Raw genomic sequence first — 24807 nt, 5'->3', positions numbered from 1 at the left:
GGCGGCCCGGACACCACCCACCGGACACCACCCACCGGGCCGCACCGTCAGGTCTGCGCCGGCCCCACCCACCCGAGGAGCTTCGCCTTGAGCCTGAACCGCCGCCAGTTCGTCCACGGCGCCGTCGCCGTCGGCGCCACCGCCTCCGCACTGGCCACCGCCGGTCCCGCATCCGCCCGCCCGGCGGGCCAGCACCACGTCCCCGCCCCCGTGGCCCCCGCCCGCGGCGGTCTCTACGCTCCCAACAAGGCCCCACTGGCCCCCGGCGCCTTCCTGCGACTGCCCCCGGGCAGCGTCACCGCGCGGGGCTGGCTCGACGGCCAGCTCCGGATCCAGCTCGCCGGACTCTGCGGCCGCTACGCCGAGATCTCGCACTTCCTCAACATGGACGGCAGCGGCTGGGTGCACCCCGACCGGGCCGGCTGGGAGGAGGTGCCCTACTGGCTGCGCGGCTACGTCGACCTGGCGATCGCCACCGGGGACGCCACCGCGCTCGCCACCACCCGCCGCTGGATCGACGCCGTCGTCGCCACCCGGAAGTCCGACGGCTGGTTCGGCCCCACCGCGCTGCGGACCTCGCTGAACGGCGGGCCCGACTTCTGGCCGTTCCTGCCGCTCACCTGGGCCCTGCGCAACTGGCAGGAGTACTCCGGAGACACCCGCGTCATCCCGCTGCTCAGCGCCTTCTTCCGGTTCATGAACGCGCAGGGCCCCGGCGCCTTCAACAGCAGCTGGGTGTCCGTGCGCTGGGGCGACGCGCTGGACAGCGTCTTCTGGCTGTACAACCGGACCGGCGAGTCCTTCCTGCTCGACCTGGCCGACCGGATCCACGCCAACGGCGCCAACTGGGTGAACAACCTGCCGAGCCTGCACAACGTCAACATCGCGCAGGGCTACCGCGAGCCGGCGCAGTACGCGCTGCGCTCGCTGAACGCCGCCCACACCCGGGCCGCCTACCAGAACTACGACGCGGTGATGGGCTCCTACGGCCAGTTCCCCGGGGGCGGCTTCGCCGGCGACGAGAACGCCCGCCCAGGTTTCGGCGACCCGCGCCAGGGCTTCGAGACCTGCGGGATCGTCGAGTTCATGGCCAGCCACCAGCTGATGAACCGGATCACCGGAGATCCGCTCTGGGCCGACCGCTGCGAGGACCTCGCCTTCAACTCGCTGCCCGCCTCGCTGGATCCGGCCGGCAAGGCGGTGCACTACATCACGAGTGCCAACAGCGTCGACCTCGACGACGTGCCGAAGAGCCAGGGCCAGTTCCAGAACGGCTTCGCGATGCAGGCGTACATGCCGGGCGTCGACCAGTACCGCTGCTGCCCGCACAACTACGGCATGGGCTGGCCCTACTTCCTGGAGGAGCTCTGGCTGGCCACCCCCGACAACGGGCTCGCCGCCGCGATGTACTCGCCGTCCAGCGTGACCGCGAAGGTCGCCGACGGCACGGCGGTGACCGTCACCGAGACCACCGACTACCCCTTCTCCGACACGGTCACCCTGAAGCTGACGACTCCGCACCCGGTGGCCTTCCCGCTGTACCTGCGGGTTCCCGGCTGGTGCGCCGCGCCCGCCGTCACGGTGAACGGCAGCGCCGTCGCCGCTCCGGCCGGCCCCGCCTACACGGTGCTGAACCGGACCTGGAAGAACGGCGACACCGTCGTCCTGCGGCTGCCGCAGACCACCACCGTCCGTACCTGGGGCGCGAACCACGGCGCGGTCTCGGTCGACCACGGGCCGCTCACGTACTCGCTGCGGATCGGCGAGAGCTACCAGCAGTACGCCGGTACGGCGGTCTTTCCCGAGTACGCCGTGCACGCCACCACCCCGTGGAACTACGGCCTCGCCCTGGACTCCGGCGCGCCGGTCTTCTCCGCCGCCACCGGACCGCTGCCCGCCAACCCCTTCACGGTCGACGGCGCGCCGGTGCACATCACCGCGCCCGCCCGTCGCATCGCCGAGTGGCAGGCCGACGTGCAGCACGTGGTGACCCCGCTGCAGGACGGCCCGGCCCGCAGCACCGCCGCCGTCGAGAACGTCACGCTGATCCCGATGGGCGCCGCCCGTCTGCGGATCACGGCCTTCCCCACCACCTCGCCGACCGGACGGGTCTGGACGGCCGGCGGCGCGTACTTCCGGATCCGCAACCGCAACTCGGGCAAGGTGCTGGGCGTGGACGTGATGTCCACCGCGAACAGCGCCCGGGTGGTGCAGTTCGACGACAGCGGCACGGCGGACCACCTGTGGCAGCTGGTGGACAACGGGGACGGCTGGTACCGGATCCGCAACCGCAACTCGGGCAAGGTGCTGGGCGTGGACGGCATGTCGACGGCCAACGGCGCGCAGGTGGTGCAGTTCGACGACAGCGGCACGGCGGACCACCTGTGGCAGCTGGTGGACAACGGGGACGGCTGGTACCGCCTGCGCAACCGCAACTCGGGCAAGGTGCTCGGCGTGGACGGCATGTCGACGGTCGACAGCGCGAACGTGGTGCAGTTCGACGACAGCGGGAGCGCCGACCACCTCTGGCTGCTGCACCCGGACGACCAGCTCCGGGTGGAGAACCGCAACTCGGGCAAGGTGCTCGGGGTGGACGTGATGTCCACCGCGGACAGCGCCCGGGTGGTGCAGTTCGACGACAGCGGCACGGCCGACCACCTCTGGACCTTCCTGGCCGACGCCGACGGCTGGTTCCGGATCCGCAACGTCAACTCCGGCAAGGTGCTGGGGGTGTCGGACATGTCGACCGCCGACAGTGCCCAGGTCGTGCAGTTCACCGACAACGGCAGCGCCGACCACCAGTGGCGACTGGTGCACGACGGCGCCGGGTGGTTCCGGATCAGCAACCGCAACTCGGGCAAGGTGCTGGGCGTGGACGGCATGTCGACCGCGAACAGCGCGAACGTCGTGCAGTTCGCCGACACCGGTACCGCCGACCACCTCTGGCGGGTGCGCTGACCGAGGGGCCGGGGCGGGCGCCGACCGCGCGCCCCGGCCCCCGGTGGACGAACCCGTGGGTGCGGGTGCGGGTGCGGGTGCGGGTGCGGGTGCGGGAGCGCCGGAGCCCGGTACGGCGACGGCCGTACCGGGCTCCGGCTCACGACCCCGGCCCCGCCGACCGTGGGCCGGCGGAGCCGGGGTCGCGGCGTGGGGCGACCGACCCGCCCCACGCCACGCACCGGGCCGGTCAGGGGTAGCTGACCAGATTCGCCACGTTGCTGCCGGAGTTGGCCGCCGCGCCGCTGTTGTTGATGACGTGGCTGATGGTCCCGGTGCCGCCGAGCGAGACCGTCACCATGTCGTGGAAGCGGACGCCCGCGGTGTTCGGCACCTCGAAGGAGTGCGCCTCGACCACCGCCGGGTTGACGTTGAAGTAGGCGTAGCTGCCGAGCCCCCACGCCTCGTGGCTGGTCACCGAGGCGCCGACCTTGTAGGCGGCCCAGCCCTGGGTGGAGCCGTTCGTCCAGGCGGCCTGGTTCGGCGGGTCGTAGGGCAGTTCGTTCTGGTAGAAGTACGTCCGCCCGCCGTTGCCGTTCCAGACGGTCTGGTACTGCTGGTAGTGCTCGACGAACAGGCCGTACATGGTGACGTCGTTGCCGTTCACCACCAGGCCGTTGGCGGCCGTGTTGCTCGTCCAGCCGACGCCGCTGCCGTGGTCCGCACGCCACAGCCACATGTGGTCGCCGATCACGTTGTTGCTGTTCACCACGAGACTCTGGGCCGCCTTACCGACGCCCGCACCACCGATCCGGAAGAAGACGTCGCTCAGCGAGGTCGGGTCCGCCGCGTGGTCGGCGGTGGATCCGGCCGGGCCGACCTGCATCAGCACGGACGAGCTGGTGGTACCCGCGTCGATCAGCAGTCCGGCGAGCTTCACGCCGTCGACGTCGGCCACCGACACGGCCGTCACGCCGTTGTCCGGCACCAGCGTCGCCAGGCCGAGGCCGAGCACCACGGTGTCGGGCCGGGTCACCCGGAGGGTGTCGGAGAGGTGGAAGACACCGGGGGTGAAGAGCAGGTTCTTGCCGGCCGCGAGCGCCGCGTTGACGGTGGCCGCGGAGTCACCCGGCTTGGCGATGAAGAACTGCGAGATCGGCAGCGAGGAGCCGGCCGCCGCGCCGCCGCTCCAGCTGGTGCCGGAGGCGTTGGCCCGCAGCGCGGGGACGAAGACCTGGTACGCGCCGGCCTGGTCGACGTACAGGAAGGGCTTCTCCCGGATGACCGGGGCCTGCCCGACCGTGGTGACCGGCGGGTTGGGGAAGGTCGTGGCGGGGGCGCCGTTGACGCCGACGAAGACCATGTTCCAGTTGGAGCCGGACCAGCTGCCGAGCTGGTCGCCGCGCGAGAGCCACTGCTGCTGGGTGCCGGAGCGCACCTGGCCGTCGATCTTCGAGTCGGCCAGGAACCCGCCGCTGGACCAGCCGCCGTCGTCCAGCTGGAGGTCGCCGCGGACGTGCACGCGGCGCATCGGCGCCGCCTGCGAGACCGCCCAGCGGTCGGTGCCGCCGGAGGGGTTGACGGAGAGGTTCTCGGCGTCGCGCCAGAAGTTCTGGGTGGCGTTGCCCTGGAACCAGTCCGCCTCGGCGTGCACGGCGCCGTTGATGGTGACGTCGTCGGGGGAGAGGCCCAGTCCCGCGACCTGGGTGTAGAAGCCCACGTTGGCGTCGACGTTGTAGCTGCCCGGCTTGAAGAGCAGGGCGTAGCGGTTGCCGCCGAACTGGTTCGTCTCCTGCTGGGAGAAGACCGAGTTCAGGGTGGACTGGATGCTCGACGCCGACATCGACGGATCGAAGATCTTGACGTTCGGCCCGAAGTCCGGGGTCCCGGCCGGAGGTGTGGGAGCACCGAGCGAGAAGGACTGCGCGCCCGTCCCGTTGCAGGTGTACTGGCCGAGCTGGACGCTGTCGGCGGCCGAGGCGGCGGGCACGTCCAGGCACTTGCCGCTGTTGCGGTTGACGAAGTGGTACCACCCGCCGCCCTCCGCGACCGGCAGCCACTGCTGGTTCGACCCGCCGCTGTAGGACCAGAGCTGGACGAGGGCGCTGTCGGCGGTGGAGACGCCGGTGACGTCCCAGGCGCGGCTCGCGTCCACCTGGCTGTTGACCCGGACGTTGCCGGAGTCGGTGGCCTGGAGCTGCCACTGCTGGGCAGCCGAGCCGTTGCAGCTGTACTGCTGGACGGCGGTGCCGTCGGTGGCGGCCGCCGCCCGGGCGTCCACACACTTGCCGCTGGCCTTGTTGACCACGGTGGTCCAGCCGGTGGGCAGGGTGTCGGCGTGCGCGCTGGGCGCGGCGGTGAGACCGAGCCCGAGGGTGGCCAGCAGGGTGCCGGCCAGCGCTCCGGCCAGGGCGCGCGGGTGTCCGCCCCGGATCCGGCCGGCGGGTGGGCGCGGGCGTGCGGGCGCCGTGGGTCGATGTGCTGACATGGAGCTCCTCCATCCCCGGCGCCGCCCGTCGGGCCGCGCCGGATTCGGCTGTCGGGCATCGGCTCGCGCCGGATGCCGGACGGTTTCTTCGGTGGGGGCAGGTCGAACCGGCCGACGATGGTGTCGGATTCCGCCGGGCCGGCCGCACGCCCGCCGACGGAAACGCATGAACGGGCCGCGCCCCGCTCTTAGTTCGACTCTTAGTTCAAGTCGCGATCTAACTGGTCCGGCAGGAGCGCGTCAAGACCTCCGACCGGTCCGGCCGTCCACGAATCCAAAAGATTGCGTGGTCGGCAATCGTGCGTGGCGCGCAGAACTCGCTGGATTGACTCCCATGACGACCGACGGGCACCCTGGTCCGGCGGCTCCACCGGGGCTGCGGGACCGCAAGAAGCAGGCGACGGGCCGCGCTGAGCTGGGCCGCGCTGAGCTGGGCCGCTCTGCGCCCGGCGCAGGAGCGGGGCCTGGTGGACGTCCGCGCCGCCGCCTGCCCGGGCGCGCCCGCCGCGGCGCTGCTGATCCGCCCCGACGGCTACGTCGCCTGGGCCGCGGCGCGCGAAGAGCCGGCCGAGGAGGCCCGGGAGGGGCTGCGGCTGGCCCTGGCGAGCTGGTTCGGCGCGCCCGCGGAGGCATGAGGGAGGGTCGGCGGCGGGGGAGCGGTGAACCACCCGCCGCCGGCACCGCTTCGCCCGGACGGCGCAGCCGGCGCACGCGGACGCCGCCCCCGGCGGCACTGGAGCACCACCGGGGACGGCGTTCGTACGGGCTGCGCCGGGTCACCCGCCCACACGGGCTCCCGGCCGTTGGGGGCGCCGCCGGTCCGGCCCGGGTGTCGGACCGGCCGGGCGGCGCCCCCAACGGGGATCGGAGGATCAGCAGGCGCCGTCGTCGCCCCACACGCCCCACTGGCCGCTGGCGCTCGGGTTCTCGTTCAGCGTCCACCACTTGGCGTGGTAGTTGTGGCCGCTGTAGGAGACCTTGTCGTTCGCGACGTAGGTCGTGGTCGCGCTCCAGGCCGGTGCGGTGCAGGTGCCCGGGTTGGAGGTGGTGGTGCTGGTCGGCGAGGCGGTCGCGGTCGCCGTCGGGCTGGCGGTGGTGGTGGGCGGGGTGGCACCGGCGAACTTCACGGTGTACTTGGTGAAGTCCCAGTCGGCCTGGGCGACGCTGGAGCAGGCACCGGAGAGGCCCGGGTCCACCGAACCGGCGCACTGCCGGTCGCGGTTGACGGACCAGTAGGTGTAGCGCGCCAGGTGGTGCGCGGTGGCGAAGTCCAGGACGGTCTGGAAGTCGGCCTGCTTGAAGTACTCCGCGGCGTCGGTGCGGCCGTTCATCAACGAGACGCCCTCGTGGGCGTAGGCGGTGGCCTCGTTCCAGCCGAAGGTGGTCTGCAGCAGGGTGTTGAACTTGACCAGGGCGTCGGTCTGCGCGGCCGCGCCGCTGAAGCCGCCGTCGAACGGCATGATGGAGAAGTTGTTCGGCGTGAAGCCCTGCGACTTGGCCTCGTTGAGCATCTGGGTGCCGAACCAGCCGGTGCCGGCCGTGGTGCCCGCCGTGGTGATCGACACGTACAGGCCGGGGTTGTTCTGCTGCAGGATCCGGGCCGCGCCGATCTCGTTGTGGATCGCCGCGGTGTTCTCGTACTCCGGCTCCTCCAGGTCGAAGTCGATCGCCTTGAGGTTGTACTTGGTGATCACCTTCTGGTAGCCGGCCGCGGTCGCCTCGGGGGTGCCGCAGCTCTGGCCGAGCTTGTTGCCGCCGTAGCCGCCGACGGAGACGGAGACGTCGCCGCCCTTGTCGCGGATCTTCTGGATCACCGCGGGCATGGTGGTGTCGGTGTTGATGGAGGAGGTGCCGCCCCAGGCGGGGTTACAGCCGCCGGAGTCCAGGATGAAGGCGAGCTGGAAGGCCTTCTGGCCGGTGGCGTCCATGACTGCCGCGGCGTCCGGCGGGTTGTTGTCCTCGGGCATCAGGTACGGCGCGGAGGCGTACCAGTTGCTGCTGAGCGCGGTCGTGGTCGTCGCGGCGTCGGCCGAGCCGACGACTGCCAGCGCGCTCAGACCGCCGGCCAGCAGGCCGAACGCCGCCATGCCGGCCAGGGTGCGCCGACGACGGCGGTGCCCGGCGGGGGCGGAGGGTGCGGGTGTCACCGAAGGCTGGTTTCGTTCCATGGTGAACCTCTCGATGCGCGGGCTGTGGGGGAGGCCGGCCGCCCATGGCGTGGGAGGCCGTGGCCCGCGCGTCGGTGGGGACTTGGGCGCGGAGCGGAGGGCGGATCGGCTTGCCCCTAAGTTGGACTAGACCAGTTGGCAGGTCAAGGCCTCGGCCTGCTGTCACTGCCACGTCATCGATTATTTGACCAACCGTTGACCCGCGACCAGGGCAGCCGGACCGCTGTTGGCGAGAGCGTGAAGGTTGTCGGTCGGCCGCCGGCCGCCGTCGTGCCCGGTGAGCGGCGGGGCGGCGTCGCCGAAGGCGGGAGCGGCGGCGACCGGCGGCGTCGGGCGGCGGGAGGCGGCGTGGGGGCACGCGAAAGGGCGCACCACGCGGGGAGTCGCGTGGTGCGCCCGGGCCGTTCGGGCCGTTCGGGTGCTGTCCCGCAGTGCGCCGGGGGCGCTCCTGGGGCCGCTCGCCCCGGATCCGGAGGGGCTTCGGGCCCGGCCCTCAGCCCTCCGCCGGCGCCGGGGCGAGCAGCACGAAGTCCGCGCCGTGCGGATCGAGGCAGACGGCGATCCGGCCGACACCGGGCGCGTCATCCGGGCCCATCTGCACGCTCCCGCCGTTCGCGGTCACCTTGGCGACGCTCGCGTCGCAGTCCGCCGTGCCGAACACCGGGTGCCAGTAGGGGCGGCCGCCGTTCAGCGCGAGGTGCTCCGCCGGCAGCTCCATCAGCCCCCCGTGCATCCGCTCGGGGGCGAGGCCGGCCGGGGTGATCAGCGTGTACGTCCCCTCGTTGCCACCGGGCATCGGCATGTCCTGGGTGGCCCATCCGAAGACGGTGCCGTAGAAGGCTCTGGCGGCCTTCGCGTCGGTGGTGTAGAGCTCGACCCAGCTGAGCGTGCCGGGCTCGTCCACGGCCTCCATGCCCTGGGTGGCGCGGGGCTGCCAGACCGCGAACTGTCCTCCCTGCGGGTCGGTGAACTGCGCCATCCGGCCGTGGCTCTCGACGTCGCCCGGCGCCGTCCGCACGGCGCCGCCGGCCTGCTCCACGGTCCGCGCGGTCGCCTCGGCGTCGGACGTCCGGAAGTAGAGCATCCAGGCCGAGCGGGCTCCCTCCTCGGTGAGCCGGCCGACCGCGCCGACGGTCCTGCCGTCCGAGCGGAAGAAGCCGTAGTCGCCCCCGTCCGGACCGTAGGGCTGGAACTTCCAGCCGAACACCGCGCCGTAGAAGGCGACCGCGGCCGGGACGTCCGGAGCGCCGAGGTCGATCCAGCAGGGCGAGCCGTCGACGTAGTCAGTGGTGATCATGGTGCTTCCCTTCGGGTATCCCTTGCCCGGCCAGCCTGGCATCCGGTCCCGGTCGGCGCGCGCCGCCCGGGGCAGTCGGGGGAAGCACGGCGTCGAGGGGTCTCGAAGGGCACGGCACGGGCAGGGCCCCGTGGGCGCCCCGCCCCGGGCCGCCGTTCGCGGCCCGGGGCGGGGCGGCGGCCCCGGTCAGCCGCGCGGGAGCACCTGGGACTGTACGGAGGGGAGGTGGCGCCAGTCACTGGAGACGATGCTCGCGTGGGCCGCGGCCAGCTGCGCCGCCCGGGCGGCGGCCTGGTCGGCGGTCGGGTCGGTGGCACTGATGGCCGGGGCGACGTTCTGGGCGTCCGTCATCACCAGCAGGTAGTGGCGGCTGTCGTACCAGCCGGTGTCGATCCCGCCGAGGTAGGCGGCGGCGTCACCGTCGAAGACCACGAACCAGGGACGGATCGAGGTCTCCGCGTAGGCGCTGCGGGGGTCGCCCGCCGCGGCGCCGTGGACGACCGGGAACACCTGGGCCTTGCCGGCCTGTCCGGCGGCGACCAGGTCGCGCAGGTGGCGGGAGTACTCGACGTCGGTGTGCAGCGTGTCGAACGGGTTCTGCTCCTCCACCGTGCCGGGGATGACGTCCAGCAGGACCCGGCCGGCCAGCGCCGAGCGGCTCGGCCAGTTGCCGGCCCGGGCCGCGTCGTCGAGCGTGGCGTACGCGCCGCCCCCGGGCTTGGCCAGCAGGTCGGCGGGCCGGAAGACGGCGCTGCCGAGGTGGGCGGCGATCAGCGAGTCCAGCTCGGTCGGGCCCATTCCGCGGTTCGCGGCGAAGCCGCCCTTGAGCTCCAGCTTGACGACCAGCGGTCCGCTGCCGGGGTGGGCGCCGAGCCAGACCCGGATGTCGTCCAGGCAGGTCTCCAGGTTCTTGTTGGCCCCGCCGCTGTAGAGCTGGGCGGGGCTGGTCGCGCTGACGCAGTTGTTGGCGTTGCCGAGCGGGTTGGAGTGGCTGACCTTCCACTCCGTGGTGACGGTGTCCGTCCAGGCGTCGAGTTCGATCAGGCCGGTGCCGGTGTCCAGCGCCTGGGCCAGGAACGGGAAGGCCGCAGGGTCGTAGGTGTTGTGCAGCCCCACGGTGGTGGCGCCGGAGAACGGGAGATCGGACGGCCCGGTGGCGTCCGCCTGCTGCGCGGGGACGGCGAGGGCGAGCGCTGCGGCGGCCAGCAGCGGTGTGGCGGCGGCGATGAAGCGGCGTACGGACAACGGGGTCTCCTCGTCAGGGCCGGGTCGGCGACGAAAGCCTCGCCCATCCGAGCGGATTCGAGGTGACATGACAAGGAATTCTGCTGACACCGTGTCGAAAGAATCCGGGGCCGCCGACGGGTGCCGGTTCTCGCCTGACTGAAAGTCACATCCGTTTTCGGCCAACGACGTTCACGAAGGCGGGGTCGGTGGCGGGTGGCGGGTGGCGGGTGGTCGGTGGCCGCCCGCTGCTCGGGGGTCGGGTCGCGCCGGCGGTGGAAACGGCGGTGGGAACGGCGGTGGGAACGGCGGGGGAACGGCGGGGGAACGGCGGAGCCGGTGCGGACGGAAGTACTCCGTCCGCACCGGCTCGGTGCCTGTCCTGCCGCTCGCCGGACCTCTCCGGCCCGGCGCCGGCTACGTGTGGGCGGTGGGCGCTACTGGGAGACCCGCACGTAGTCGACCAGCATCTTCTGCGGGAAGACGGTGGTGGCGTCCGGCGCGCCCGGCCAGTCGCCGCCGACCGCGTTGTTGAGGATGATGTAGAACGGGTGGTCGTAGACCCACGGGCCGCGGGTCTGCTCCAGGGTGCTGCGGTTGACGGTGAAGAAGGCGTTGCCGTCGACCGAGAAGGTCATGTGGCTGGAGTCCCAGTCCAGCGCGTAGGTGTGGAACGCCGAGGCGAAGTCGCTGCCGGCCACCGTGTAGGGCGAGCCGTAGCCGGCCGCGCCGAAGTACGCGGGTGCGTGCAGCGTGGAGTAGACGGAGTCCGCGACCTTGCCGACGTGCTCCATGATGTCGATCTCACCGCAGTTGGGCCACGGCGTACCGGTCTTGAAGTTCGAGCCGAGCAGCCAGAACGCGGGCCACAGCCCCTGGGTGCCGGTGACCTTGATCCGCGACTCGACGTGCCCGTAGGTGAAGTTGAAGTGGTCGGAGGTGTTGATCCGGCCCGAGGTGTACTGGCAGGTGGTGCTGCCGCTCAGCGGGTCGCGGGGGCACGAGGAGCCGGCCGTGACCTCCTTGCGCGCCTCGATGACCAGGTTCCCGGTGCCGTCCTGGTAGGTGTTCTTGTTGCCGGGGGTGTAGTACTCCAGCTCGTTGTTGACACCCGCGCCGGAGTCCGAGGTCCACTTCGCCGGATCCGGTCCGGTGCCGGCCGCCGAGTTGAACTCGTCGCTCCAGACCAGCTTCTCGGGGTTGCCCGGGTTCGGCGGGGTGGCGGGCGGCGCGGTCGGGTTGCCGCCGGTTCCGTAGACGTCGAAGCCCCAGAGCGAGTAGCCGTACGCGGTGCCGCGGGCGGTGCCGTACATCCGGACGTAGCGGCCGGTGCCGGAGACGTCCAGGCTCTGCTTGTACCCGGTGGACGTCGTGGTGGAGTAGATGCTCGTCCAGTTGGTGCCGTCGGCCGAGGTCTGGATCTGGTACGCCGAGGCGTAGGCCGGATCCCACTGCAGGACGACCTTGCTGATCGCGGCGGTGGCGCCGAGGTCGACGGAGATCCAGCCCGGGTCGGTCCAGCCGGTGGTGGCGTTGCTCGCCCACCGGGTGGCCGGATCGGCGTCGAAGGCCTTGGCGGGGGTGCAGCCGGAGCAGTTGCCGTCGTCTTGGAAGGAGGACGCGGTGGCGGGCTTGCCGTACGAGAGCAGCGCCGGGCCGTTGTTCGCCGGCGTGCCGGTGAAGACCTGGAACTCCCAGAGCGAGTAGCCGTACTGGGTGGCGCGCTGGGTGCCGGTCATCCGGACGTAGCGGCCGGTGCCGGTGAGCGTGATCAGCTCGGTGGCGCCGGGGCCGGTGGTGGTCGAGTAGACGGTGGTCCAGTTGGTGCCGTCGGTGGAGGTCTGGATCTGGTACGCCTTGGCGTACGCGGACTCCCAGGCGAGCTGGACGCCGCAGACGGACTGCACCGAGCCGAGGTCGACCTGGAGCCACTGCGGGTCGGCGGCCGCACTCGACCACCGGGTACCGGTGTTGCCGTCGAACGCGGAACTCGCCGGGGTGCCCGCGTTCTCGCTGGAGGAGGCCGAGGAGGGCCGGTTGAGCGCGGCGTTGTTGCTGCTGCAGGCGCCGCCGGTGCCGGTCCCGATGGTGCCGTAGACCTGGAACTCCCAGAGCGAGTAGCCGTAGCCGGTGGCCCGGGCGGTGCCGTTCATCCGGACGTAGCGGCCGCTGCCGGTGACGTTGAGCGTCTCGGTGCCGCCGGAACCGGTGGTGGTGGCGTACACCGTGGTCCAGGTGGAGCCGTCGGCGGAGGTCTGGATCTGGTACGCCTTGGCGTACGCGGACTCCCAGTTCAGGGCGACCTGGCTGATCGTCGCGGTCGAGCCGAGGTCGATCTGGATCCACTGCGGATCGGCGGCCGCACTCGACCAGCGGGTACCGGTGTTGCCGTCCACGGCGGCGGAGGCGGGGGTGCCCGCGTTCTCCACGGAGGAGGCGGTGACGGGCTTGCCCTGGGAGAGCAGGGTGCCCGCGGCCCGCGCGGGCGCGCCGGTGACGGCGAGGGCGAGCGCGGCGATCAGGGCGACGACCAGCAACAGGGTCACGGGCCGGAAGCCGCGCCGGACTGCTCCGGCGGCTCCGTCTCGCGTTCGGAAGTCGAAAGAAGGGACTGGCACGAAACCTCCTGGGGGAAGTGGTTCCGAGGGTGGGGGACTGGTGGTGCGGCGCCGGACGACAAGGCTGTGGAACACGGAGGGTGAGGAAGACCGGGCCGGTCGGCGAGTGCGTGGAGAACGCTCTCCGACTCAGCCGATGATTGCGGCGGCGTTTCCGAAGTGTCAAGGCATGTGCACGCTGGCCGCTACGAAATGTCGGCCTTCAGATGATTGTGACGTCAATTCCGAAACACAGCCGAGATGTTGGCCGCAGGCGTTCGGGCATGCCGAAGGGGGTGGGGGCACCGCCGCGCCCCCACCCCCAGCAGCCCGCCGGGCCGGTCAGCCCAGGGTCACCACCGGGACGGGGTTGCTGCCGGCCCAGTTGGCGTTGAAGCCGAAGGAGGCGGAGCCCCCGGCCGGTACGGCGCCGTTCCACGTCGCGTTGGTGCAGGTGACGTGGACCCCGCTCTGGGTGCAGGTGGCGTTCCACGCCTGGGTGAGTTGCTGGCCGGCTCCGAAGTCCCAGCCGACCTTCCAGGAGGCCAGCGAGGCGCCCGCGGGGCAGCTGACCTGGACGGCGCCGCTGAAGCCGGTGTTCCACTGGTTCGACACCGAGTACGCCGCGGTGCAGCCGCTGCCGCCGGTCGGTGTCGAGGTGGCGGTGGCGGTGGGAGAGGGCGAGGGGGAGGCCGACGCGGAGGCCGAGGGCGAGGGGGAGGCCGTGCTCGTGCTCCCGCCCAGCGCCGTGGCGACCGCCTGGTAGGCGGGCTTGGGCTGGTAGCTCTCGTCGTACAGGGTCGCGGCGCCGTAGCCCGAGAACACGCTCGGCACCCAGGAGTCGGCGTCGGAGATGTCCCAGCCGGTGATGCCCTTGCAGCGGGTGACCGCCAGGCAGGCCTTCACCACCGTGGTGTAGTCGGCGCCCTGCTGGGTCAGCTTGGCGGCGGTGGACGGCGTCTGCATCCGGATGTCGAGTTCGGTGACCGCGACGTCGACGCCGAGGTCCGCGAACCGCTGGATGTTGGCCTGGAGCGTGGAGGGGACCTGCCCGAGGATGAAGTGCGCCTGCAGCCCCACCCCGTCGATCGGCGCGCCCTGTGCCTTCAGCGACTTGACCAGGTTGTAGAGGGCGTCGCTCTTCGCGCCGAGCCCCTCGACGTTGTAGTCGTTGATGTAGAGCTTCGCCGCCGGGTCGGCCTGGTGGGCCCAGGCCAGCGAGTTGGCGATGAAGCCGGTGCCCAGGGTGTTGTACCAGAGCGAGGTGCGGTACGTGCCGTCCTCGTTGAAGAGCTCGTTGAGCACGTCCCAGGCGTAGATCTTGCCCTGGTAGCGCCCGGCCTCGGTGGCGATGTGCTGCTGGAGGATGCCGCTCAGCTCGGTCGCGCCGAAGTTCCCGTTGGTCAGCCAGCTCGGGTTCTGGCTGTGCCAGACCAGGGTGTGGCCGCGTACCTGCTGGTTGTGGGCCTGGGCGAAGGCGACGATCTGGTCGGCCTCGGCCCAGTTGAAGGTGCCCCGGTTGGCCTCGACCGAGCCCCACTTCATGGCGTTCTCGGGCGTCAGCGAGCTGAACTGGGTGCCCGCGATGGCCGCGTACTGGGCGGTGCCGCTCAGCTTGCCGCCCGCGACGGCGTTGCCGACGTAGATCCCCTTCGTGGAGGCGAGGTCGCGCAGCGGGGTGTCGGCGGCGTGGGCCGCGCCGGGCAGCACGGCCGCGCCGAGGGCGGTGGCGGCCAGCACGGCGGTGGCCAGGCCGGCCCGTTTCAGCCGGGCGGCATGACGGGCGAACAGGTGGCGCATGGGTGGGTCGTCCTCTCCTTGGGGGTGGCCGCCGGGCGGGTGGGTCCCGGCGGCCGGCTCGTGGGCCGGGCGGTGGCGGCCCGGATCAACCGCAGGCGGCGCCGCCCAGCGTGAATCCCGAGGGTGCGTCGTTGCTGCCGGAGTAGCCCGCCTGGAAGCCGAAACTCGCGGTGGCGCCGGGGGCGAGCGTGCCGTTCCAGCCGCTGTCCCTGGCGGTGACCGCAGCGCCGCTCTGGACGACGGTGGCGTTCCAGCCGTTGGTGATCCGCTGGCTGCCGGGGAAGGTCCAGCCGAGGGTCCAGCCGGTGATCGTCGCCGGTCCGGTGTTCTTGAGCGTGACGGTCGCGGTGAAGCCGCCGGCCCAGGCACTGTCGACGTGGTACGCGACGGAGCAGGCGGCCGCGGGCGGCGTGTCGTCGTCCGCCTCGACCGCGGTGAAGGAGGCCGCCTCGACGCCCGTGCCGCCGGCCGCGAAGGCCGCCGTGCCGTTCAGGGTGTCCGCGTCCTGTGCGGCCGACACCGTCACCTGCTGGGGGGTGGACCAGTTCGCCGGGGTGAAGACCAGGCTCGCTCCGCCGGTCACCGACAGATCCTGGTCGCCCGAGGCGCGGGTGACGCCGACCGTCACGTTCTGGGCCGGCGCGGCGGACAGCCGTACGGCCACCGCGGCCGAGGAGCCCTCGGGCACCGTCACGTTCGCCGGTGCGGCCAGGACCTTGGGCGGGGCCGGGGGAGTCGCGCCGGAGCGGTCGGCGGCGAAGGCGGCCAGCCAGGCCAGCGGCGCGTTCCAGTTGATCGCCACCTCGTTGGTGGAGTACGAGCCGATGTCGTCGACGTAGCACTTGGCGGGCGCGCAGCCGGTCAGCTGGGCCAGCGCCACCGGGTCCTGCAGGCCCGCGTTCGGCCCGCCGGCGAACGAGCCGGCCGGCGGGTGCGGCAGCGAGGCGTCGTTCTCGTGCGCCCAGAACCGGTGGTGCTCGTTCTCGGAGGCGTGCTCGCCGTAGCCCGTGACGTACGACTGGTTGAGCGCGTTGCGCCCGAGCAGGTAGTCCATCGACTCCAGCACGGCCGAGCGGTAGCGCTGCTGCCCGGTCAGCTCGTAGGCGACGGCGATCACCATCGCGTTGTCGGCGACGGAGCTGTTGGAACCCCAGACGTAGCCGTCGGCGGCGATCGGGACGTCGTAGCCCTGTCCGGACATGGTGGTGAGATAGCCGTCCGCGGCGGTGGTGAGCGAGGCGCGGATCCGCGCCAGGTCGTCGGCGGGCAGTGCCACGCCGGGGACGGTGGCCAGGGTGATCCGGCCGAGCGTCGCCGTGCCGCCCCACCAGAAGGAGTCGGCGGGCCCGCTGTGGAAGGGCGAGGAGGTCACCGCGTCGCGGTACTGGCTCTCCCCGGTGGTCGCGAACAGCTCGGCGGCGGCCCAGTAGAACTCGTCGCCGACCTGGGCGTCCTCGTAGGCACCGCCGCCGGTGCTGTCGGTGCTGGGGGCGAGCAGGTCGGGATTCGCCTTGGCGGCCGTCCAGGCGCGCTTGGCCGCGTCCAGGCAGCGGGCGGCGAAGGCGGCGTCGTAGGGCGCGTAGACCCGGGCGCACTGGGCGGCGGTGGCCGCGAGGTTCAGCGTGGCGGCGGTCGACGGCTTGTGCAGTTCTCGCTGCTGGTCGTCCTGCTCGGGACGGGTCGGCAGGCCGGTCCACTGCGCGTCGTGCACCTTGTGGAAGGCCATTCCGGCCAGCGGCTTCCCGGCCGGCACCTGCATCCGCATCAGGAAGTCCAGCTCCCAGCGGGCCTCGTCCAGGACGTCCGGTACGGCGTTGCCGCGCTCGGGGATCCGCAGCGTGGAGTCGCCGACCGCCGCGTCCGTCCCGGCGCGTTTCGCCCGCTCGAACGAGTTGACCAGCTCCCAGGTGGCGATGCCGCCGTTGACCACGTACTTGCCCTGGTCGCCCGCGTCGTACCAGCCGCCGCGCACGTCCTGGGTGTAGTCGCAGACGCCCGCCTGGCAGGGGACGGCCACGTCCCCCTTGTTCGGCGCGACGCCCAGGTGCCCGGCCGGGCGGGCGTAGGCCGCTCCGGCCAGCGCGGGGTCGATCGCGATGCCGCTGCGCTGCTGGTAGAAGAAGGACATGCTGTCGGCGCGCAGGCCGTCGTACAGCGACGCCGAGATGTCGAACGGGTAGCTGCTCACCCCGTCCACGACGAGAGTGAAGCCGGTGCCGGAGCCGGTGAAGGCGGAGAAGTCCACGGTGTGGGTGGCGTCGCCGGAGGCCGCGTCGGCGCCGTGCACCACGGTGGCGCCGGAGGCGACGGCCGCGCCGCCGGCGTTGCGCAGCTGCCAGCCGAGCGGCGCGGTGGCACCGCTGACCACGGTGGCCCGCTTCGGGCCGTCGGGCAGGTAGCCGAGTTGGTTGACGCGGACGCTCGGGCCGGTGGCGGAGCCCGCCTGGGCGGCGGTCGGTACGGCGGCGTCGGCGGTGAGGGCCGGCAGTCCGGTGGCGGCGCCGGCGGCCAGCAGGGCGCCGGCGAGCAGCAGGGCGGCCGGCCGGCGGCGGGCGGTGGCACGGGTGGTGACGGGAGGCACGGGTGGGGCCTTTCGTCGGGGGAGGGGGCATGGGGGCATGGGGGCGTGGGGGCATGGGGGCATGGGGGCGTGGGGGCATGGGGGCGCGCCCCTGCTCGCCGCCCGCGCCGGCGTGGGGCACGCGGGGCGGTGGCGCGGGGTCCCGGGGACGGCGCCGCCGGGGGCGGCGAGCCGGGTGGCGCGGTGCGGGGCGGGTGCGGGGGCGGTGCGGGGGTGGGTGTGGGGGCGGGGGCGGGCCGGGTGGTGGCCCGCCCCCGCCGGTGTCGGACGGATGCTCCTATGGATGTCAGGCGGCGGTGCAGCTGAGCGTCGGAGTGGCGTTGGTGCCGCTCCAGGTGCCCTGCAGGCCGAACGAGGTGGTGCCGCCGACGGCGAGCGTGCCGTTGTACGCCAGGCTGGCCGCGGTGACCGAGCTGCCCGTCTGCTGGACGGTCGCGCTCCAGGCGCTGCTGAGCTGCTGGCCGTTCGGCCAGACCCAGGCCACCGTCCACGACTTGGTCGCGGCGGTCGCGGTGACCGTCACCGTCGTGGTGAACCCGGTGCTCCACTGGTTGTCCACGTGCCAGGCGGCGGTGCAGCCCCCGCCGGTGCCGCCGGTGCCGCCGCCGGCCGCCGTGGTGGCGCTCACCGCGGCCGAGGCCGCCGAGACGTTGCCGGCCGCGTCACGGGCCTTGACGCTGTACGAGTAGGCCGTGGCGGCGGTCAGGCCGGTGTCGGTGTAGGAGGTGCCGGTGGCCGTGCCGACCAGGGTGGCGCCCCGGTAGACGTCGTAACCGGTGACGGCGACGTTGTCGGTCGAGGCGGTCCAGCCGAGCGCGACGGTGCTGCTGGTGGTGCCCGTGGCGGTGAGCCCGGCCGGAGCCGTGGGCGCCTGGACGTCGCCACCCCCGCCGCCGCCGGTCGCGGCGCCGAACGGCGCCTTGACGGAGGCGAGGTACGCGTCCTTGGTGGTGTTGACGGTGGTCCAGTCGTCGTTCAGGATCCCGCCGGTGTCACCGGAGTTGGGGTTCCAGGACCAGAACGTCCAGCCGTAGCTGTCCGCGCCGTACTGCGCGGTCGGCCGCAGGTACTGCACCAGCGCCTTCAGCCAGGTCTGGTCCGTCGTCGACTGCAGGGTGGTGCCGAACTCGCCGACCCAGACCGGCGCGATGTTCTGGTTGAACAGGTAGCCCCAGTTCTTGTCCCAGATGCCCGGCATGTTGGCCGGGAACGACGGGTCGGTGAACCAGGTCTGCTGCGCCACGCTGGTCGCGTAGTCGTGCACGGAGTAGACCAGCCGGTTCGCGACGTTCAGCCGCACGGGGTACTGACCGGCGCCCTGGAGGTTGCCGCCCCACCAGTACGAGCTGCCGTTGAAGGTCTGGTTGCCCTCGACGAAGATCAGCAGCTTCGGGTTCGCGGCGAGCACCGCGTTGCCGCCCCGCTCGGCGGCCAGCCGCCAGTCGACGCTGGTGTCGCCGCAGCCCCAGCAGGCCGGGTCGTGCGGCTCGTTGTGCAGGTCGATGCCGACGACCGCGGACTTGCCCGAGTAGCGGGTGGCGATCGCGGTGAGGTCGTTGATCCAGGTCGTCTCGGGCACGGCGGCGGTGTACCAGAGCGCGGACTGACCGCTGGAGTCGGGGCGGTGGCGGTCGAGGATGACCTTGAGGCCGGTGGTCCCGGCGTAGTCGACGATCTTGTCCATGACGCCGAGTGAGTTCAGGCCCTGAAGGTCCGCGTTCATGCCACTGGAGTAGTTGATGCTCGACGGTGACGTGCCGGGCTTGAAGATGTCATCGCTGTACGGGAGCCGGATGGTGTTGTAGCCCAGCGACTTCATCTGGTCGAGCATGCTCTTGTAGTCTCGCGACCAGAGCCCGTGGGGGGAGTAGTTGGCGGTCTCGAAGCCGAACCAGTTGATGCCCGCGATGCGGACCGGGTGGTTGGCCTCGTCGAGGAGCTGGCGACCGCTGGTGTGCCAGTAGCCGGCGCCGGTTCCGAGGGCATCGGCCGTGGTCGCGGCAGTGGCGGCGGCGGGTGCGGCGGCCTGGGCGGCCTGCGCCGCCGCGGTCGGGAGCAGGAGTGCCGATGATGCCAGGGCGACGGCCAGCAGGGCCTCGCGCAGGCGGCGTACGGGGTGGAGCACGTCGCTGGTCCTCTCTGGGACTGTCCGGCGGATGATCTATGGGAGCGCTCCCACGTGCGGTGGCGGGGGAGGGCTCGATCGTTGCCGCTGGAGTGGGGGTGGTCGCCCGGGGTGGGGGCGGGCATGCCGAGTTGGCGGGCTCCAGTGAACCCATGGACGGTCGGGGCGTCAAGAGCCCGCTCATCCTTCACTATCTGAACGCAAATCGACCGGTGTACCAACTTCCGCGCTCAACTCGGCCGCCGGGAGGGCACTCTGACGGGACGTGGGTGGCGGTGGCCCGCACGATGCGGACCACCCCTCGGGACCCCGGTCACCCGGTGGCCGGCCGCCCGCTCAGGCCAGCTGCGCCGCCTGCAGACCGGCGTACGCGCCGCCGCCGCGCAGCAGTTCCGCGTGCGAGCCGATCTCCGCGATCCGGCCACCGTCCAGCACCACGATCCGGTCGGCGCCCTTGATGGTGGAGAGCCGGTGCGCCACCACGAAGACCGTCCGGCCCTGCACCAGCCGGCCCAGCGCCTGCTGCACCAGCGCCTCCGAGCGCGAGTCCAGCGCCGAGGTGGCCTCGTCCAGGACGAGGATCCGCGGGTCGCGGATCAGCGCGCGGGCGATGGCCAGGCGCTGTTTCTGGCCACCCGACAGCCGGGCGCCGCGCTCGCCGACCACCGTCTCCAGACCCTGCGGAAGGCGGTCGATGAACTCCAGCGCGTTGGCGTCCCGCAGGGCCGCCCGGACAACCTCCTCGCCGACGTCCCGCATGCCGTACGTGACGTTCTCCCGCACGGTGCCCTCGAAGAGGATCGACTCCTGCGGCACCACGGAGAGGAACTTGCGGTAGCTGCGCAGGTCCAGCGCCTCCATGTCCTGGCCGTCGAGCAGGATCCGCCCCTCGGTCGGGCGCAGGAAGCCGATCACCAGATTGAGCACCGTGGACTTTCCGGCGCCCGACCCGCCGACCAGCGCGATCGTCTCGCCGGCCCGGACGCTCAGGTCGAAGCCGCTGATCGAGTCCTGCTCGGCGCCCTCGTAGCGGTAGCCGACGCCGCGGAAGTCCACCCGGCCGCGGACCCGGGCGACCTCCGCCTTGCCGGAGTTCTCCTCCAGGTCCGGGGCCTGGAGCACCTCGCCGGCCGAGCGGACCGACGCCAGTCCCTTGCCGATGATCGGCGTGAGGCTCATCAGGCTGGTCACCGAGCCGGTGAGGCTGGAGAAGTAGGCACTGAGCATGACGACCTGGCCCGCCGTGACGTCCAGCCAGCCGTAGTACGCGACCAGGGCAGAACCGGCCAGGCAGCTCACGCCGATCGCGTTCAGCAGGATCCAGGTGAGCGCGCCGAAGCGTCCGTTCAGCAGGTCCAGCCGAAGGCCCGCGCTGAGCACCGAGCCCAGGGTGCGGTCCACCCTGCGCAGCGCCGTCCGCTCCAGCCCGTGCGCACGGGTGATCGGGATGAGCGTCGTCATCTCGTTGATCCGCGAAGACAGTTGCTCGACCTGGACGCGGAACGACTCGTTGTCGTCGCGCAGCCGCTCGCGCAGCCGCACCACGAGCAGCGCGGAGGCCGGCACGATGACCAGGAACACCGGAAGGAAGACCGGCGCCTGGATCGCGATCACCAGCACGCCGCCGGTCAGCGTCGCGACCGCGCCCAGGCCCATGTCGGCGGTCTGCTGAGTGGCGTTCTCGATCCCTTCGACGTCCCGCACCACCTTGGCCTGCAGCACCCCGGCGCTCACCCGGGAGTGGTAGCCGATGGAGAGCTGCTGCATCCGGTGGCAGAGCGCGGAGCGCAGCCGGGTGCCGGTCCGGCGGATGCTGCCGTGCATCCAGCGGACGTAGAGCAGGTGCAGCGGAAGGTTGAGCAACAGGATGACCAGCAGGACGGCGGCGTTCCACCAGAGCGTGGCTATCCCGCGGTGCTGCACCACCACGTCGACGATGTTCGCGGTGATCAGCGGCAGCAGCCAGACCGGGGTGTGCTTGGCGAGATAGACCAGGACGGCGCCCGCGACGCGCTTGCGGTCCGGTTGGAAGAGGTAGAGCAGCGTACGGATGGGGTGCTCACCGCGGTAGCGGTGGCTGAGCGGGCCTTGCGGCAACGCCATGAACGTCTCCAGGGGACGGAGGGTGGTGCGGAGCAGGGAGCGAGGGTGGCGCCATTGTCCCAGCGCGCGCCGCGGGGGCGACAGCGGTTTTGGGAGCGCTCGGGCGGTCGCAGGTTTGGGAACGCGACGAGCGAACAGACGTGGCGATGTTCGTTCCGTCCGATCATCACCCGGCGCTCCGACCGGGTCTCCAGGTGACAGGGGTAGCACCGGTATGCCGAGCCAGTTGGCCGACGCGATGCGTCTGAAGGTGGATGGACTCGACTACGCCATCCTCGCCACCTACTTCGTGGTCGTCCTGGGCATCGGCTTCGCGGCCAGACGCTCGATCCGCACCAGCCTCGACTTCTTCCTCTCCGGCCGTTCGCTGCCCGCCTGGGTCACCGGCCTGGCCTTCGTGGCCGCCAACCTCGGCGCCACCGAGATCCTCGGGATGGCGGCCAACGGCGCCCAGTACGGCCTCTACACCGTCCACTGGTACTGGATCGGCGCGATCCCCGCGATGGTGTTCCTCGGCATCGTGATGATGCCGTTCTACTACGGCTCCAAGGTCCGCAGCGTCCCGGAGTTCCTGCTCCAGCGCTTCGGGCCCTCCTCCCACCTGCTCAGTTCGGTGATCTTCAGCATCTCCTCCGTACTGATAGCCGGCGTCAACCTCTACGCGCTCGCCATCGTGATGAAGGCGCTGCTGGGCTGGTCGCTGTGGCTGTCCATCGTGGTCGCCGCCGCGTTCGTGCTGGCGTACATCCTGGCCGGCGGGCTGTCCTCGGCGATCTACAACGAGGTGCTGCAGTTCTTCGTGATCCTCGCCGCCCTCATCCCGCTGACCGTGGTGGGCCTCAAGCGGGTCGGCGGCTGGGGCGGCCTGAGCGACAGCCTGAACGAGTCGCACGGCCACGACTTCACGACCGCCTGGGGCGGTACCGGCATCGGCAGCTCCAACCCGCTCGGCGCCAACTGGCTGACCATCGTGCTCGGTCTGGGCTTCGTGATGAGCTTCGGGTACTGGACGACGAACTTCGCCGAGGTCCAGCGGGCCCTGTCCGCGAAGAACCTCTCGGCCGCCCGGCGCACTCCGCTGATCGCCGCCTTCCCGAAGATCTTCATCCCCGCGGTGGTGGTCATCCCCGGTCTGATCGCCGCGGTGGTCGAGCCCAACCTCGGCAAGGGCGACCTCCAGTACAACGACGCCGTCCCGCTGCTGATGGGTCAGCTGCTGCCGAACGGTGTGCTCGGGATAGCCGTCACCGGCCTGCTGGCCGCGTTCATGGCGGGCATGGCCGCCAACATCTCCTCGTTCAACACCGTCTTCACCACCGACATCTGGCAGCCGTACATCAAGCCCCGGATGGCCGACGCGTACTACCTGAAGGTCGGCCGGGTGGTCACCGTGGCCGGTGTCCTGATCGGGATCGGCACCGCCTTCATCGCGTCCTCGTTCACCAACATCATGGCGTACCTGCAGACGCTGTTCTCCTTCTTCAACGTGCCGCTGTTCGTCACCTTCATCCTGGGCATGTTCTGGAAGCGGATGTCCCCGGCGGCCGGCTTCTGGGGTCTGCTGGCGGGCACGGTGGCCGCGATGGTGAACTACTTCTGGCTCTACAAGGGCGGCGTCATCGCCATCCCGAGCGACCAGGGCGCCAACTTCGTCTCCTCGATCGTCGCCTTCGTGGTCGGCATCGCGGTCAGCGTGGCGGTCACCTTCCTGACCCGGCCCAAGCCCGCCGAGGAGATCGAGGGCCTGGTCTACGGCACCCGCTCCGCGGGCATGGACGCGGCCCCCGAGGCCGGCGACGAGAAGTGGTACCGCCGCCCGGCGCTGCTGGGCTGGTCGGCGATCATCCTGGCGGCCGGCTGCTACCTGCCGTTCTGGGCCTGACGCATGACCCCCGACCGTCCTTGCACCCTCAGCGAAGGAGCCATCACCATGGCGGACCAGCAGGAACCCCACCCGCACGGCGCGGGAGACCAGGAGAGCGCGGAGCAGCTGGAGCGCGCCTCGGCGAGTGCCTCCAGGCTGTTCGACATCCGCAGGGTGATCGGTGGCCTGTTCGTTCTCTACGGCGTCGTGCTCACCGTCACCGGTGCCCTGGACTCCCCGGAGGAGATAGCCAAGGCGCAGGGCATCAACATCAACCTGTGGACCGGCCTCGGCATGCTGCTGGTGGGCGGGGCGTTCCTGCTCTGGATGTGGCTCAGCCCGGTTCAGGTACCCGAGGGACCGGAGGTGTCGGGGACACCCGAGTCGGCCGCGCAGAGCGGCAACTGACCGCCCGCGAAGGGACGCCCCGACCGGCGGCCCGATCGGAAGGAGTACGGGATGACCGAGCGAAATCTGGGCCGACGAGCCCCCGGACCGCTCCTGCTCGCAGCCCTCTCGCTGGCGGCCGCCGCCGCCGGCTGCGGGGCACCGGCGGCCGACCCGGCGACACCGGCCGCCTCCGCGGCCACCGCGGTCGCCGAGCCGGCGCCGGACGGCCAGCGGGACATCGTCTACGAGCTGACCGGTACGGCCGACCGGGCCGACCTCGAACTCACCGACGGCCACGGCCGGGCGGTGAGCATGCGGGGCGAGCCGCTGCCGCTCAGCGCGGCCGGCCGGCCGGGCCTGCACGTGACGGCCGCTCACGACGGGCGGGTGCGTCTGTCGGCCCACAACACCGGCGCCCTCGGCTCGATGACCTGCCGTATCTCGGAGAACGGGAAGGTGCTGGCGACCAACACGGTCTCCGGCGGGCTGACCGTGGTCACCTGCGAGGGATGACACGGACGCCAGGGGGCGGCCGAGGCGGAGAGCCTCGGCCGCCCCCGGCGCGTGCGGTGGTCGTGCCGGGGGGCGACGCCCTCCGGCACCGCGGCCGGCACCGGGGACGTCAGGCCGGGGCCGCGGCGACGCAGAACTCGTTGCCCTCCGGATCGGCCATCAGCACGTGGTGCCCGTCGAACTCCTCCAGGACGCGGCCGCCGGCCCGCACCAGCCGCTCGGACTCCGCCCGGATCCGGTCCCACCGCTCACCGGGACCGCCGTGCCCCGGCACCCGGACGTCGATGTGCAGCCGGTTCTTCGCCCTCTTGGGCTCGGGAACCCGGAGGATGGAGAGGCGGGGCCCGATGCCGTCGGGATCGCAGAGCCACGCCCCGTCGTCCTCGGAGCCGTCCGCCGGCAGGTCGAACCGCGCGAGCCACTCCCCACGGGTCGTGAAGGGAGCGGGCGGCGGCTCGTCGACGTAGCCGAGCGCCGCCTTCCAGAAGTCGGCGAGAAGCCGCGCGTTCGCGCAGTCGAGGGTCAGATCGATTCTGGCGGCCATGACAGGACGGTACTGCGTGCCTCCGACAACCCCTGGCGCGCCGGCGACCGGCACGCCGCCACGGTCGTCGGTCCCGGTGGACCGCCGGCGACGATCGCACGGGCCCGAACCACCGAACCCCGGGTGGCGGTCGGGAGGACGTGAGAACCCGCCCGCCCGACCGCCACCCGGGGTGG

The 24807-nt window shown here is 72.0% G+C and carries 15 protein-coding genes; 5 read left to right on the top strand and 10 right to left on the bottom strand.

Annotation, left to right across the window (positions count from 1 at the left end; genetic code table 11):
* The first annotated feature begins 87 nt into the window (after positions 1–87).
* Positions 88–2958, top strand: a complete 2871-nt coding sequence (locus tag OG823_RS03435) for an RICIN domain-containing protein (RefSeq protein ID WP_371477372.1) — start codon at positions 88–90, stop codon at positions 2956–2958.
* Between the two features lie 229 nt (positions 2959–3187).
* On the opposite strand, the gene OG823_RS03430 is transcribed toward OG823_RS03435, so the two are convergent.
* Complete coding sequence (locus OG823_RS03430) at positions 3188–5425, bottom strand: RICIN domain-containing protein (RefSeq protein ID WP_371477370.1); 2238 nt, start codon at positions 5423–5425, stop codon at positions 3188–3190.
* Positions 5426–5778: 353 nt separating this feature from the next.
* Between OG823_RS03430 and OG823_RS03425 the strand changes: the two genes are divergently transcribed.
* Entirely contained in the window at positions 5779–6060 is a 282-nt protein-coding gene (locus OG823_RS03425) for a hypothetical protein (RefSeq protein ID WP_371484287.1), read from the top strand.
* Between the two features lie 237 nt (positions 6061–6297).
* Here the strand turns inward: OG823_RS03425 and OG823_RS03420 are convergent, their stop codons facing one another.
* From OG823_RS03420 to OG823_RS03385, 8 genes are all read right to left on the bottom strand, one after another.
* Entirely contained in the window at positions 6298–7512 is a 1215-nt protein-coding gene (locus tag OG823_RS03420) for a carbohydrate-binding protein (protein WP_371484286.1), read from the bottom strand.
* A gap of 574 nt (positions 7513–8086) precedes the next feature.
* Positions 8087–8890, bottom strand: a complete 804-nt coding sequence (locus tag OG823_RS03415) for a VOC family protein (RefSeq protein WP_371477369.1) — start codon at positions 8888–8890, stop codon at positions 8087–8089.
* A gap of 186 nt (positions 8891–9076) precedes the next feature.
* Entirely contained in the window at positions 9077–10135 is a 1059-nt protein-coding gene (locus tag OG823_RS03410; RefSeq protein WP_371477368.1) for a phosphatidylinositol-specific phospholipase C domain-containing protein, read from the bottom strand.
* 416 nt (positions 10136–10551) lie between these two features.
* A complete protein-coding gene (locus tag OG823_RS03405) occupies positions 10552–12660 on the bottom strand; it encodes a discoidin domain-containing protein (RefSeq protein ID WP_371477367.1) in 2109 nt (702 codons plus the stop codon).
* A gap of 393 nt (positions 12661–13053) precedes the next feature.
* Positions 13054–14511: an endo-1,4-beta-xylanase gene (locus OG823_RS03400; protein WP_371477365.1), complete on the bottom strand. Its 1458-nt coding sequence runs from the start codon at positions 14509–14511 to the stop codon at positions 13054–13056.
* An 85-nt stretch (positions 14512–14596) separates the two neighbouring features.
* Positions 14597–17092, bottom strand: a complete 2496-nt coding sequence (locus tag OG823_RS03395; RefSeq protein ID WP_371477363.1) for a glycoside hydrolase family 9 protein — start codon at positions 17090–17092, stop codon at positions 14597–14599.
* Between the two features lie 286 nt (positions 17093–17378).
* The gene (locus OG823_RS03390) at positions 17379–19217 is read right to left on the bottom strand and encodes a cellulase family glycosylhydrolase (protein WP_371477361.1); all 1839 of its coding nucleotides are present in this window, start codon (positions 19215–19217) and stop codon (positions 17379–17381) included.
* A gap of 336 nt (positions 19218–19553) precedes the next feature.
* Positions 19554–21320, bottom strand: coding sequence for an ABC transporter ATP-binding protein (locus tag OG823_RS03385; protein WP_371477359.1), 1767 nt, complete (start codon positions 21318–21320; stop codon positions 19554–19556).
* A 214-nt stretch (positions 21321–21534) separates the two neighbouring features.
* Here OG823_RS03385 and OG823_RS03380 point away from each other — a divergent pair, with 214 nt between their 5' ends.
* From OG823_RS03380 to OG823_RS03370, 3 genes are read left to right on the top strand one after another with little or no spacing between them, the layout of a single operon-like run.
* Positions 21535–23202: a sodium:solute symporter family protein gene (locus OG823_RS03380; protein ID WP_371477357.1), complete on the top strand. Its 1668-nt coding sequence runs from the start codon at positions 21535–21537 to the stop codon at positions 23200–23202.
* Positions 23203–23250: 48 nt separating this feature from the next.
* Positions 23251–23592, top strand: coding sequence for a hypothetical protein (locus tag OG823_RS03375; RefSeq protein WP_371477356.1), 342 nt, complete (start codon positions 23251–23253; stop codon positions 23590–23592).
* A 51-nt stretch (positions 23593–23643) separates the two neighbouring features.
* Complete coding sequence (locus OG823_RS03370; RefSeq protein ID WP_371477354.1) at positions 23644–24087, top strand: hypothetical protein; 444 nt, start codon at positions 23644–23646, stop codon at positions 24085–24087.
* Between the two features lie 109 nt (positions 24088–24196).
* On the opposite strand, the gene OG823_RS03365 is transcribed toward OG823_RS03370, so the two are convergent.
* Complete coding sequence (locus OG823_RS03365; protein ID WP_371477353.1) at positions 24197–24631, bottom strand: VOC family protein; 435 nt, start codon at positions 24629–24631, stop codon at positions 24197–24199.
* Between the last annotated feature and the right edge of the window lie 176 nt (positions 24632–24807).

It is taken from the genome of Kitasatospora sp. NBC_00315 (assembly GCF_041435095.1).
GTDB lineage: Bacteria > Actinomycetota > Actinomycetes > Streptomycetales > Streptomycetaceae > Kitasatospora.
This window is presented reverse-complemented; position numbering and strand designations above follow the sequence as displayed.